This window comes from Streptomyces sp. NPDC046939 (genome assembly GCF_040644575.1).
Lineage (GTDB): Bacteria > Actinomycetota > Actinomycetes > Streptomycetales > Streptomycetaceae > Streptomyces.
In genome coordinates, this window is sequence record NZ_JBEYWV010000005.1 from 281652 (window position 1) to 294791 (window position 13140).

Sequence of the window (13140 nt, forward strand, 5' to 3'; positions counted from 1 at the left end):
CACGTCCATCGGAAGGAACACGCCGTGCACCGCGAGTCCGTCTCCGAGTTCGCCTTCGAAGCCGCTGGAGAGCGGCTGGCGGCAACGAAGATCACGGGAGCCGGCGGAGCGGACCCGGCGATCCTGTCCCTGCACGGCCTGGGCCCCACCACGACCAGGCACCGCACGCGCTACCTGCTCGACGAGCTGGCGGACCACGGGCACACCTGCCTCACCTTCGACTTCTCCGGCAACGGCGACAGCACCGGAGAACTCGCCCGCTCCACCCTGCGCCGCCGCCGCGCCGAAACCCTCGCCGCGGCCGACCGGCTCGACCCCACAAGGCCGCCCGTGATCCTCGGCACGAGCATGGGCGCCCACCTCGCGGCCTGGACCGTACCGGAGCTGCGCCCGCGCTGCCTGATGCTGTTCTGCCCGGCCACCTACCCCGCGCACGCCGCCGACCTGCCCTTCGACGGCAACCTCCCCCGCCCCGCCCGTCACCCTGACTCGCCCGCGTACGCCGCCCTGGCGGAGTTCGAGGGCAGCCTGCTGATCGTCGGCGCGCGCCAGGACCAGGTGTGCCCGCCCGAGGTCATCGAGGGCTACCTCGACGCGGCCCGCCGCGCCCGGTCCGTCGAGGTCGTGTGGCTCGACGGGTGCGACCACTTCGTCCACAGCTGGCTGCCCGGCCGGACGACCCTGCGGGAGGAGGTCGTGCAGAGCATGGTGCGCCTGCTCACCGCCTGAGTCCGCCTCAGTTCCACCTGCCCCGGGGAGACACATCGCCATGCCGAACGAGCCGAACCTGCTCAAACGACAGGACATCGACGCCCTCGACAAGGTCGAGGCGGGCTTCCGCTCCGGCCCACTCCACGACGCGCTCGCGTCCGCCCCGGAACTGGAGCGCCGCAGCGACCTCGACCGGGCCCGGTTCGACCGGGAATTCCGGTTCGAAAAGCGCCCGGTCGTGCTGGAGGGCTACGCCGCCGACTGGCCCTCCGTACGCGAATGGACCTTCCACAACCTGGCCGAGCGGTGCGCCGACGTCCCCGTCATGGTCGACAGCTACACCAGTAAGGCCGCCCGGAAGATGACCTTCGGCGAGTTCGTCACCCTCCTGGACGAGAGCGCAGGCGACGGCACGTCCCCGCTCTACCTCCAGGAGTGGTACTACCAGACGATCGCCCCGCAACTCGCCCCCGACATGCCGGAACTGGACATCGCACAGTACGACTTCCGGCGCGATCTGTACGGCGAGGCCGCATCGACCAACCACCAGTTGTGGATCGGGCAGCGCGGAGGCATCACCCGGCTGCACCAGGACTCGTACTCCGTCGATGTCATGCACGTCCAGATCGTCGGCGAGAAGCTCTGGCACATCATGGGCCCCGACGCCGAGCTCCTGCCCGGTCCCGACGGCGAGGCGCGATGGGACGCGCTGTGCGCCTCCCCGGACACCCGGCTGACGCGCTTCGTCCTGCGGCCCGGGGACGCGCTCTACCTCCCGGCGCGCTGGTTCCACCGCATCGAACTGCTCAGCGACTCCATCGGGCTCGGCCGCAAATGCCTGGACGCGGCCAATCTGCGCGCCCACATCCACCAGCGGGTCGGGGAACTCCTCGCCCTGGCCCTCAACCCCGACGAACTGCGCGTCACCCACTCCGAACTGTTCGACGTCGTCGTCACCCGGGCACGCGCCCTGGCCGATCGGATGAATGTGGATCTGTCCCGGCTGCGTCAGTGAGTCAGGAACGAGTTCTGGGCAGGAAGAGGCCATGAGACAGTCTTCGCGGCACTCCCCGCGGCGGCGGCACGTGCTGCTGATCGGCGGCATCGGTGGACAAAGCCACGAGCTGACCAAGGCGACGGCGCTGGGACTGCGCCACTCGATGGTCCAGGTGCCCCGATGGGCGAGCGAGGAGCAGGCGGCGAGAACCTCGCGCTACGCCGTCCTCGACTACCGCGACCCCGGCCGACTGCTTCCCCTGGTCCGGGACTGGCACGCGGCGGACCCCTTCGACGCCGTGCTGTCCTTTACCGAGTACGGCCTCGAACCCGCGTCCCGCGTCGCGGTCGACCTGGGCATCCCGGGGGAGAACCTCGACGCTGTCCTCGCCACCCGCGACAAGACGCGCACCCGCGCGTTGCTCGACCGGCACGGTCTGAGCCCCGTACGGCACCGCGTGTGCGCGACCGAAGCGGACGCGGCCGCCTTCCTGGCCGGGCTCGCCGGACAGCCCATGGTCCTCAAGCCTCCCTCGGGCGGTCTCAGTGAAGGGGTCTACGTCGTCGAGTCGGCCCGGCAGCTCACCGAACGCTGGGCCTGGACCACGGCGGTGGCCGGCCCGGAACCGATCCTGGCGGAAGAGTTCCTGTCCGGGCCCGAGTACAGCGTCGAGTCGATGTCCCGGCACGGCACCCACGAGATCGTCATGATCACGGAGAAGCTGACCACCGGCCTGCCGGGCTTCGTGGAGTTGGGCCACCAAGGGCCCGCCAGACTCGGCCCCGGCGACCGGACCGCCGTCGAGGCGCTGATCACGGAGTTCCTCGGCCTCATCGGCCAGCGAACCGGCCCGGTCCACAGCGAAGTGCGCCTCACCCCCGCAGGCCCACGCCTCATCGAGGCCCAGACCCGCGTCGGCGGCGACCAGATCTGGGAGATGTGCCACTTGGTCAGCGGAGCGGACCAGATGACCGAGACCATGTGCGCCCTGCTGAACATGCCGGACCCACCACGCGCCCCCCAGGCCGGTGCGGCGGCCGTCCGCTTCTTCTCCTACGAGAACGTCCGCGTCCGCCACGTCGAGGGCGTCGCCGACGCCGGACGGGCCCCGGGCGCCATCCGCGTGGAGTGCACCCTGCGACCCGGCCAGGAACTGGGCCCCCTCCTGTCCTCCGACTCGCGCCAGGGATACGTCCTGTGCACCGGCGCCACCACGGAGGAAGCCGTGACGAGGGCGGAGGCCGCGCGAGACCTCGTCCGGGTGGACCGCATACCGCTGCGTGCCGAACCGACGCGGTAGGCGAGCGGCACGGCACCTCAGCGCATCCCCGGCCACCTCAGCCTTCTCAGGAGGAAACGTGCGCATTCTTGTCTGTGGTACCAACCGGATGTGCCATGACCGGCTCCGCGACGAGGGGCATGAGCTGGTGCTCTTCGTCCCCCGGGGCAGAGCCGTGCGCGAGGACGCGGTCGGTCGGTACGCGCATGTGGTGATCCTCGACGACAGCGCCGGCACCGACCTGTGGGCGGAGGTCGCCGAATCCCTGCACCGCCGCACGCCTTTCGCGGCCGTCGCCGCGTTCAACGAGCACACGTACCCCGTCGTGCGGGCCATCAGCGAGCGGCTGAACATCCCCACCACCGTCGACCTCGACCTGTTCAAGAGGGTGCTCGACAAGGCCGGCATGCGGGAGGTCCTCGACCGGGAGGCGATCCCGAACTGCCGGTACGCCTTCGCTCGCGGACGGCAGGAAGTACTCGGGGCCATCGAGAAGATCGGACTGCCGTGCATCGTGAAGCCGGTGGACACCGAGGCCAGCCTGGGTGTTTCGCACATCCGAACCGCGGAGGACACCGAGGCGGCGCTGCGCCGGGTCGGTCCGTACCACCTCGAACGAGGCGTGGTGGTCGAGGAGTTCATGGACGGTGAGGAGTACAGCGTCGAGGGGATCTCCGTCGGGAACCGCCACCACCTCATCGCCGTCACCCGCAAGTTCACCGAGCCCGACACCTTCGTCTCGCGGGGACACGTGGTGCCCGCCCCCCTCGCCCCCGACGAGCACGACACGGTGACCGAGTTCGTCACCCGGGTTCTCGACGCCTTCGGTTTCCACGACTGCCCCTCGCACACCGAGGTCATGCTCACCTCACGCGGGCCCCGCATCATCGAGATGCACAACCGCGTCGCAGGCGACGCCATCATGGACCTCGTCCGCCTCTCCACCGGCGTGGACCTGTACGACCTGATCGCCCGTCAGAGCATCGGGGAAGACATCAGCCCCCTGCTCCCCGAAGAGATCGTCCACGAGCGCAGCGCCGCGGTGTGGTACGCGGCCCCCTCCGGCCCCCCGGCACAGACCCTGCTGGAGGTGCGAGGCGTCGAGGAGGTCCGCGACCTCCCGCACATCGACACGGTCACGCTGCTACGGGAACCCGGAAGCCCGCAATGCACGGTCACCCAGAACTTCGACCGCTCCGGGTACGTCATCGCCGTCGGTGACTCACCCGCACAAGCACTGACCCGCGCCCGCGAGGCGACCGCCAAGCTGCGCTTCGTGTACACGTGGAGCGCCCCCCGACCCCGCCGAGGGGCGCAGGCCGGGGGAGACGAGGTCAGGTGAGAGGCGCCAGGTGCATGTCCTGCGGGCCCTTGCCGCTGGTGTTGGTGCAGCGGTGGTCGGCGGCCGGCTGCCGGAGCTGGAGCGTCAGGCAGGTGCCCAGGGCCTGCTGGCCGAAGCTGTTGGGGTGCAGGGACTCCTGCACCTTGCCCTGGAGGAGGCCGGTGGTCAGGAAGCGCATCCACTCGCTGGTCTCACCGGTGGGCGGATGTGTCGCGTCGGCGTGCCGGGTGTGGGTGGCGCAGACCTCCCGGCCCTCGAACGAGCGGGACAGGTCGAGGAACTCCGCTTTCGCCTCGCGGGCCGCCTCGGCGAGGGTGGCGCTGATCGCGGGTACGAGGTCGTCGTGCGCCCAGGTGAGGTCCCGGTCGTAGAACGGGCAGCCGCCGCCGGTGAGCCGATCGTACTTCTCGCCGGGGTAGCGGACCCGCGCGGCGTCGGGCAGCGGGGACGGATAGGACTGCAGGACGAGCCGGTAGGAACCGGCCGGGTGGCCGGCCCGCTTCAGTGCGGTACGGACATCGGCGAGGGTGTCGACCGCGGCCTGCCGCACGCCGGGCAGCGCCCCCTTGACGGCCCTGTCGGCTTCGGGCGCGCACGGGGAGCGGCCGTAGGGCTTGGCGAAGGCCTTCGTGCACTCGGTGATGATGGTGGAGAAGCCGAGGTCATTGCCGCCGATCGAGACGACCACCGCGCGCAGCGGCTGCCCGGTCACCGCCTTCTGGAGCTGTCCGGCCTGGGAGGGCTCGCCCTTGAACGGCTCGCCGCCGTTCTCCGGCAGCTTGACGGCCTTGGACGTCGCGCCCGAACACGCCAGATTGAGCTTGCGGACGTCGAGGGCGAGGGAGTGGACCTCGGCGGTGTCGGAGCGGTGGCAGCCGTTGTCGTAGGAGGCGCCGTACACCCGGTGGGGGTCGGTCTTGCCGGTCTTCGGGTCGAAGGCCCGGTCGGTGCGGGCCTGGCCGTTGGCCCGCTCGTCGCTGTTGCCGGCCCAGCGGCCGGCCTCGCCGGAGATGAAGCTGTCGCCCAGCGACACCACCCACGGTGCGTCCGCCGCGGACACGTGCCCGGACGCGCCGGCCGGAACGGCGCCCGTCACGGCCGTCACGCACACCGCGGCGACGGCGGCCGCGGCCGCCAGCGTCCTGCGACGCCACGAAGAAGAAGTCATACCGATAGCAGTCGGCAGCACGGCGGCGAGAGGTGAGAACGCGCACCTGGTTTGCAGCCGAATGGATCAAGCGGAGCACAGGTGCGGCCGCTCCTGAGCCGAGGTGCGGGGCGCTCGGTCCGGTCGTACGGCGCGGTCCCGCACCCGGAAGACGGGGTGCGGCACCGCGCCGGCTGGTCCGCGTAGGTGGTCAGCCAGTGGTCAGGGCGGTGTCGTCGACGACGAAGTTGGTCGCCAGGTAGGCGTCCTCCACGCCAGTGAACTTCAGGGTGACCGTCTGGCCCGCCAGCGCGGACAGGTCGAGCACCTTCTTGCTGTACCCGGCGGCCGCGTCGGCGTTGGAGTACGTCGCGAGGGTCTTCGAACCGGCGGTCACCGTCAGCTTGTCGTAGGCGGTGCTGCCCGTCTCCTGGGTGTCGACGTGCAGGTAGAAGGTGAGCGTCGCCGCGCAACCCGCGGGGATCGTCACCGACTGGGAGAGCGTGTCGGTGTGCGCGGAGCCCCAGCCGTTGAGCCAGGCCGTCCAGGTGCCGCCGTGCGCCGCCTCGCGGCTGTCGTTGTTGATGACGTCACTGTTCGCCCAGCCGGTGTTGCCCGACTCGAAGCCCGGGTTGGCCAACAGCTGGGCCGAGGTGCAACCGCCCCCGCCACCACTGGTGCTGACGGTCCAGGAGAACGTGGCCGTGCCGGTCGCGCCGCCGGAGTCCTTCACGGTCACGGTGGTGCTGTAGGTCCCGGCCGTGCTGGGCGTACCGGAGATCACGCCGGTCGAGGCGTTGATCGACAGACCGGCCGGCAGACCGGTGGCGCTGTAGGTCAGGGCGCCGGTGCTGGTGCTGCTCGCCTGTATCTTCAGGCTGACCGCGCTGCCCAGCGCGGAGGACTGGCTGCCCGGGTTGGTGACGGTGACGCCACCGGTCGGCGGGGTGATGTGACTGCCCACGTTGATACCCGCGAACGCGTTGCCGACCGCCGCGTACTGCGCGGAGTTGGCGCCGTAGAGCGCGGAGGCCGCGTTGAGGGCGGCGGTGCGGGCGCCCGCGTAGTTGGTGCTGGAGGTCATGTACGTGGTGAGCGCCTTGTACCAGATCTTCAGGGCGGCGTCCCGGCCGATGCCGGTGACGGCGACCCCGTCGGAGGTGGGGCTGTTGTACGTCACTCCGTTGATCGTCTTGCTGCCGCTGCCCTCGGAGAGCAGGTAGAACATGTGGTTCGCGGGGCCGGAGGAGTAGTGCACGTCCTGGTTGCCGAGGCCCGAGGACCAGCTGTCCGCCGAACTGCCGTCCTTGCTGGGCTTGTCCATGTAGCGCAGCGGGGTGCCGTTGCCGCGGATGTCGACCTTCTCACCGATGAGGTAGTCACCGGCGTCGGTGGCGTTGTCGGCGTAGAACTCCACGCCGGTGCCGAAGATGTCGGAGGTCGCCTCGTTCAGGCCGCCGGACTCACCGCTGTAGGTGAGGCCCGCGGTGTTGGAGGTGACGCCGTGGCTCATCTCGTGCCCGGCCACGTCCAGCTCGGTGAGCGGAGTGGTGTTGCCCGTGCCGTCCCCGTAGGTCATGCAGAAGCAACTGTCGTCCCAGTACGCGTTGGCGTACCCGCTGCCGTAGTGCACGCGGGAGTAGGCGGCCTTGCCGTCGTTCTTGATGCCGCTGCGCCCGAAGGTGTCCTTGAAGAAGTCCCAGGTCTCCTGTGCGCCGTAGGCGGCGTCCGCGGCGGCCGTGGCGGCGTTGGACGTGGTGCCGTCGCCCCAGGTGTCGCTGGACTGGCTGAGCAGGGTGCCGGTGCCGGAGGTGGCGCGGTTCAGGTTGTACGTGCGGTGCCCGCCGCGCGTGTTGTCCGTGAGGCTGTAGGAGGAGCCCGACGCGGTCGTGGTCAGCGGCACCTGGCCGCTGTAGCGGGTGTTGCCGACGCCGGTCGCGACCGCCTGGTACCGGTGCAGCACCTCACCGGTGGTGGCATCGGTGATGACGTGCAGCTTGCTCGGTGTGCCGTCGTCCTGGAAGCCGCCGACCACGGTCTCCCAGGCGAGCTTCGGGCTGCCGCCACCGGCCCAGATCACCTTGCGGGCGCTGTCGGCGGTGGGCTTGGCCGCGTCGAGGGCCTTGGCCGTCTTCAGTGCCTTGCTCTCGGCTGACGCCTTGGGCAGCGCCGGGGTGGTGGAGGCTGTCCGGATCGTGTGCTTGTTGTTCCAGGTGGTGCTCACGGTGCCCTTGGCCAGCGAGGCGGGCGGAGTGTGCACGATCACGTCGCCGCCCAGGACCGGCAGACCGGCGTAGGTGCGCTCGTAGCGTGTGTGCGTCGTGCCGTCGGCGTCTTTGGTGACGTCCTTGACGACCAACTTCTCCTTGGCGCCGAGGCCGAGGGTGCGGGCGGTGTCGGCCGTCCCGTCCTGGGCGCTCGCGACCAGCGCCCTGTGCTGGGCCGGGCTGATCTTCGCCGCCAGGGCGCCGGTGCGCAGGGAAGCGTGGGGGTGCCCGGACGCCCGGTCGGCGGCGGCCGCACTGCCGGCGAGGGAGCCCGCGAAGCCCGCGGTCAGCGCGAGCGCCGCGAGGGCCGCCGTGAGTCTGGTGGGGTGCACATCTGCTCCTGTGGTTGCTGGGGAGCCAGTGGGATGCGCCGAGTATGAGCGTGAACATGGCAAGAAGGGGACATCCCATCGCTCATAACCCCCGTGCTATGACCGGCCGGGAAGGACCCCCTCCACATGGCCCTGCACCCCGCCTAAGCTGGTGAAATGCAATTGGAGTTGAGGCATCTCGAGGCTGTCCGCGTGATTGCGGAAGCGGGCAGTCTGGGGCGGGCGGCGGTCCGGCTGGGGGTGTCCCAGCCGGCCCTCTCCGCTCAATTGCGGCGTATCGAGGCGGTCACCGGCGGCGAGCTCTTCGTCCGCAGCAGAAGGGGTGTCCAGCCCACCCCACTGGGCGAGATGGTGCTCTCGGCCGCGCGCCGGGTGCTCGGCGAGATGGAGGCCCTGACGGCCGGGACACGGGCCGCCGCACCACATCCGACCCTGCGGATCGGCGGCATCCTGCTCGTCCTGATCGACCGGCTCCTCGGCCACACGGAGGAGGAACTGCCCGGCCACGAGATCGACATCACCATCGAGCACTCCGCGACCAGGCTCACCCGCATGCTCGGCGCCGGACAGTACGATGCAATCCTCTACGGGGAGATCGCCGACCACGAAGTGCCGCTGCCCGAAGGCGTCGTGGCCCGCACCCTCATAGCCAAGGAACCCGCCTGCGTCCGCCTGGCGGCCACACACCCGCTGGCCGCACAGGACGAGATCAAACTGATCGACCTGGCAGGGGAGACCTTCACGACACTGACCGACGAGGACGACGGCGGCCCGGAGGGCATGGCCGACGCCTGCCGCCGGGCCGGCTTCACCCCGACGCTGCGCTACCGCATCGACGACCGCAAGATGCGCTGGCAACTGATCGCCGCCGAACGTGCCGTCTCCCTGTGCCAGCCCACCTCACCGCCCGCCGAGGGCACGGTCCTGCGCCCGCTGGCCGGCGACCCCCTCACCGGCCGCATCCGGCTCGCCTGGAACCGGGCCGGGCTCTCCGAGCACCACGCCGGCCTGCTGTACCGGGCGGCGGCACGCGCGTACCTCGACAGCATCCCCACCAACACGTTCTACCGCGCCTGGTGGGAAGCCCGTCCGGAACTGCACCCGGCTCTCGACTGACCTGTGCCGACATGTCGATGCGGATCATCGGCTCCGGTCGCGGTGGGCGGCGACGCGGACGCGGGTTCCGCAGCGGGTCGAGCAGTAGCGCTGCGGGGTGCGGCGGCCCGTGTCGATGAAGTAGCGGCCGCATCCAGGGGCGGCGCAGCGGCCCCATGCGCAGTAGCCGCGTTCGCTGAGCCAGAGGGCCAGGGCGAGGGCGGCGGTGGACAGCAGCCAGCGGGCGGGCTGAGCGTCGTGGGGGGCCGTGGCGCGGAGGGACCAGCGGCGTCCGGGGACGCGCTCAAGCCGGGGCCGGGCGGGGTACTGGTCGAGCAGAGCGTTGATCGCTTCGGCGGCGCTGTCCTCGTCGCTGAGGTCCAGGATGCCGGCGACGACCGCCGCGGCGTCCCGCATGTCCCCTGCGGTGGTCTCGGTCAGCCTCCAAGGTGGACCCCCGTGCGCCTCGATGACGGCTTCCAGCCCGGCCGGCGTGGCGCCGGTGCCGTCCCGCACGGCGTTGACCAGGTCGGCCAGGAAGTACAGGCCGCGTGGATTGTCATCGGTGAACCGCTGGTCCATGGCTCGCCCCCCGTATCAGTCGACAGCGCCAGTCAATCAGCACCCCTGCATGGTAACGTCATTTCTCGATTTAGCCGTTACTTAGGTAGTCGTACGCACATGAAGGGGCCCCGTGACCGAATCGCGCACGCCCGTACTGGTCGTCGGGGGCGGACCCGTCGGGCTGACCCTGTCCTGCTTGCTCTCGGACCAGGGCGTGGACCACGTACTGGTCGAGTCCCACCCCGGCACCTCCCGCCACCCCAAGGCCCGGGGCGTCTCGGCCCGGTCCATGGAGATCTTCCGTCGGCTCGGGCTGGAGAAGGAGGTGCGCGCGGCGGGGCTGCCGGCCGAGCAGGTCCGCTTCTACCGGGGCCGCGACCTCGTCGACCCCGACTACGTCCGCAGCGGTCCCGCCCAGGAGCCCGGCGAGGGCCCCGAGCACACGCCGTCACCCGGCCTCATCTGTTCCCAGGACACCCTGGAACCCATACTGCTGCGCCGCGCCACGGAACTGGCCGGCGCCCGCGTCCGGTTCGCCGCCCGTCTGGTCTCCTTCGAGGACGACGGCCTCGGCGTGCGGGCCGTCGTCGAGGACAGGGTGACGGGCCGTCCGGACCGGATACGGGCGGACTGGCTCGTCGGCTGCGACGGCGCCGGCAGCATCGTCCGCACCGGAGCGGGGATCGCGATGGAAGGCCCCACCGGCCTGGGGCGCTACCTCAGCGTCCGCTTCGAGGCGCCCCTGGGAGAGGTCGTTGCCGACCGTGCCAGCGCCTCGTACTTCCTCACCGTCCCCGGCCGGGGCGGGTTCATGGCCGTCGACAATGACCGCCACTGGATCTACCAGTACCCCCTCGGATTCGACGCCGAGACGGACCCGACGGATGACGAGTTCCTGGCCGGCCTCGTCCGTACGGCCGCGGGCATCCCTGACCTGGACGTGACCGTCCACGACACGATGACCTGGCGCATGGACGCCCAACTCGCCGCCTCCTATCGCCGATCCCGCGTCCTGCTGGCGGGCGACGCCGCCCACGTCGTCCCGCCGACCGGCGGACACGGCATGAACACCGGCATCGGCGACGCCGACAACCTCGCCTGGAAACTCGCCGCCGTCACCGCCGGACACGCCGGCGAGGCCCTCCTGGACACATACGAAGCCGAGCGACGCCCCCTCGCCCGCCAAGTCGTCGACATCTCCACGGCCAACGCCACCACCCCGGCCGGCTACCGCATCGACGACGAACTCCTCCTGACCGCCACCTACCGCTCCGCCGCCGTCATCCCCGACCCGGCGGACACCGGTGAGCACGAGGTTCTGGACCCCTCCGGATACAGGCCCGGCTGCCGCCCGGGACAACGCGCACCCCACGTACGCCTCACCCCGGGGACGGCGGGAGTCACCTCCACCCTCGACCTTCTGGGCCCGGGCTTCACTCTGCTCACAGCCGACGAGGACCCACGGTGGCAGGCGCAGGCCGAAGCCGTGCGGCGCGCCGGGTTTCCCCTCACCCTGCGGGCCGTACGCACCGCAGGACAGCAGGAAGCCGACCCCGGTCAGTGGGCACGGCTCCTCGGCGCCGACCACGCGAACGCCGCGCTCCTGGTACGCCCCGACGGCCACATCGCCTGGCGCGGCACTCTCCCGGCGGACACGAGGACCCTTCCCGCTCTCGTCGGAACGCTGAACTGCACGTAGACCGACGGGAACTGTCGTCAAGCAGTCGTCCGATGTCCGCGAGGAAGAGGGGCTGGAGCGGGGGACCGAGTTCTTCATGTCCGTGCGGGACGGCGCGGGACGGGGCCGCTGACCATCAGGGCGTCGAGCCGGGTGATCTGCTGTGCCGCGCTCCTTTCGATGATGGTGGCGAGGTCCTTCGCCCGCGCGGCGCTCCCTGACGTGCGTTCACTCGCGCACAGCATGCGCACCTGGACCAGATGGGCCCGCAGACTCTCGGTGAAGAGGCGGTCGAAGCTGTCCCCCGTCACCGTCCTCGCCCTGCGCACGGTGTCGAGGGTGACCATGCCCGGCATGTTGTGCCCCTCGTGGGGGCGGGTGTCGGGAACACCCGAGGCATCCAACAGCTCGCGCAGATCGGCCAGTTCTCCCTTCAGTCTCCTTCCGGTCTCCTCGGCCCAGCCGGTCAGGGCCGTGCGTCCGGCGCGGGTGGGCGTTAAGCCGATGAGCAGCGAGGCCCGTTCGTCCATGGGGATCATCAACTGGATCCATGCCGTGTCGGTGTCGTTGAAGGCGGCGGGCGCGGGCCCGTCGGCCGCCGGCTGCGAGGTGCAGCCGGCGACCGCCAGGCCCAGGAGCAGGGCGGCCGCCGTCCGTCGGGTCAGAACGTTCCGGCGGAGTTGCACTTGGCGCTCTGCACGATGCAGTCCTTCACGCGCTGCCCGAGGGCGGCGCTGTCCCAGGCGTTGAAGAAGTCGCCGTGGATGGACGAGGCCATGCCCGACGCGAGGCTGAACCCGTCGGCGCTCCCGCTGGTCGGGTAGCTGATGACGAACGACACCGAGGGGATGGCGACCGGGTAGGCGCCGCTGCACTTGCCGTCGTAGGTGAAGGCGACGTGCGACTTGTGGTCCGGGCTGTCGAGGTGCTTGCCGTCCCAGCAGTCCGGGAAGACCAGCTGGTACACCAGCTTGGCGGTGGAGGCGCACCGCGGCCAGTTGCCGTCGGCGCTGCGGCCGGTCTCGCCTCCGGGGCCCGCGCACCAGAACTGGTTGGGCGAGCCGGCCGGGGTGGCCACCTGCAGCTTGGCGTTGCCCGCGATCATGCGGAAGCCCTGCGGAAAGGGCACGGTCGCTGTCGGGTCGGGCAACCGCGATCCGTAGTAGACGATCATCCCGTCGGGTTCGACCGCCTTGCCGCGCTCATAGAGCGTGGGGATCCAGTACGCGGAGAGGTCCTTGGCGGGTGTGCAGGTCGTGCCCGTGTTGCTCAGCAGGCTCTGGGTGGTGGTGAACGCGTCGGTGCTCTTGTTGCCGAAGAAGCTGTGCATGTGGGACGCGCCGGGCAGGCCCGGGGCGACGATCGGGTCGTCCGGCTTGGAGTGGCTGTAGGTGCAGGTGGCGTTGAACTCGGGCACGCGTACGGCGTTGGCGGGCACCGGCGCCGGGGTCATCGCCCGGAACTGGTCGAGCTGGGCCTGCCATTTGGTCTGGTCGACGTCGACCCAGCCCGGGGCGGGCTCGTCGCCGCCGCTGACGAACGAGAACCAGTTGATGTTGACGAAGTCGCCGGGCGTGGGGGGGGGGGGGGGGGGGGGGGGGGGGGGGGGGGGGGGGCGGGGGGGGGGGGGGGGGGGGCTGAGGGGTGCTTGTTTGCCGTGGACCGGTGCGGCGAGTTCGGTGAACGCCTTCTCGGCCCAGTCGTTGGTCAGTTGGTCGTAGTCGGTTT

11 protein-coding genes are annotated in these 13140 nt (G+C 70.8%); 6 read left to right on the forward strand and 5 right to left on the reverse strand.

The annotated features are described in order from the left end of the window. Nucleotides 1-24: 24 nt before the first annotated feature. From ABZ877_RS08285 to ABZ877_RS08300, 4 genes are read left to right on the forward strand one after another with little or no spacing between them, the layout of a single operon-like run. Nucleotides 25-729 (forward strand): alpha/beta fold hydrolase, encoded by a 705-nt coding sequence (locus tag ABZ877_RS08285; protein ID WP_361066332.1) that lies wholly within the window; start codon nucleotides 25-27, stop codon nucleotides 727-729. Nucleotides 730-769: 40 nt separating this feature from the next. Continuing rightward, on the forward strand, nucleotides 770-1726 hold the full coding sequence (locus ABZ877_RS08290) for a cupin-like domain-containing protein (RefSeq protein ID WP_361066335.1): 957 nt from the start codon (nucleotides 770-772) through the stop codon (nucleotides 1724-1726). Between the two features lie 31 nt (nucleotides 1727-1757). Next, on the forward strand, nucleotides 1758-3008 hold the full coding sequence (locus ABZ877_RS08295; protein ID WP_361066338.1) for an ATP-grasp domain-containing protein: 1251 nt from the start codon (nucleotides 1758-1760) through the stop codon (nucleotides 3006-3008). Between the two features lie 58 nt (nucleotides 3009-3066). Beyond that, complete coding sequence (locus ABZ877_RS08300; RefSeq protein WP_361066341.1) at nucleotides 3067-4329, forward strand: ATP-grasp domain-containing protein; 1263 nt, start codon at nucleotides 3067-3069, stop codon at nucleotides 4327-4329. Here ABZ877_RS08300 and ABZ877_RS08305 read toward each other — a convergent pair. Then, on the reverse strand, nucleotides 4322-5497 hold the full coding sequence (locus tag ABZ877_RS08305; RefSeq protein ID WP_361066344.1) for a GDSL-type esterase/lipase family protein: 1176 nt from the start codon (nucleotides 5495-5497) through the stop codon (nucleotides 4322-4324). The genes ABZ877_RS08300 and ABZ877_RS08305 overlap by 8 nt on opposite strands. A 190-nt stretch (nucleotides 5498-5687) precedes the next feature. Further along, nucleotides 5688-8033 carry a M4 family metallopeptidase gene (locus tag ABZ877_RS08310; protein WP_361066399.1) on the reverse strand — a complete coding sequence of 782 codons (2346 nt, stop codon included), beginning with the start codon at nucleotides 8031-8033 and terminating at the stop codon, nucleotides 5688-5690. 198 nt (nucleotides 8034-8231) lie between these two features. Between ABZ877_RS08310 and ABZ877_RS08315 the strand changes: the two genes are divergently transcribed. Further along, nucleotides 8232-9191: a LysR family transcriptional regulator gene (locus tag ABZ877_RS08315; protein ID WP_361066348.1), complete on the forward strand. Its 960-nt coding sequence runs from the start codon at nucleotides 8232-8234 to the stop codon at nucleotides 9189-9191. Between the two features lie 24 nt (nucleotides 9192-9215). On the opposite strand, the gene ABZ877_RS08320 is transcribed toward ABZ877_RS08315, so the two are convergent. Further along, complete coding sequence (locus ABZ877_RS08320; protein ID WP_361066351.1) at nucleotides 9216-9752, reverse strand: CGNR zinc finger domain-containing protein; 537 nt, start codon at nucleotides 9750-9752, stop codon at nucleotides 9216-9218. Nucleotides 9753-9864: 112 nt separating this feature from the next. Here ABZ877_RS08320 and ABZ877_RS08325 point away from each other — a divergent pair, with 112 nt between their 5' ends. Beyond that, complete coding sequence (locus ABZ877_RS08325) at nucleotides 9865-11433, forward strand: FAD-dependent monooxygenase (RefSeq protein WP_361066354.1); 1569 nt, start codon at nucleotides 9865-9867, stop codon at nucleotides 11431-11433. Nucleotides 11434-11507: 74 nt separating this feature from the next. On the opposite strand, the gene ABZ877_RS08330 is transcribed toward ABZ877_RS08325, so the two are convergent. Next, nucleotides 11508-12098 carry a DUF305 domain-containing protein gene (locus ABZ877_RS08330; RefSeq protein ID WP_361066357.1) on the reverse strand — a complete coding sequence of 197 codons (591 nt, stop codon included), beginning with the start codon at nucleotides 12096-12098 and terminating at the stop codon, nucleotides 11508-11510. Further along, nucleotides 12074-12865, reverse strand: coding sequence for a DUF1996 domain-containing protein (locus tag ABZ877_RS08335; RefSeq protein WP_361066360.1), 792 nt, complete (start codon nucleotides 12863-12865; stop codon nucleotides 12074-12076). The genes ABZ877_RS08330 and ABZ877_RS08335 overlap by 25 nt, the downstream gene beginning before the upstream one ends. Nucleotides 12866-13140 lie beyond the last annotated feature (275 nt).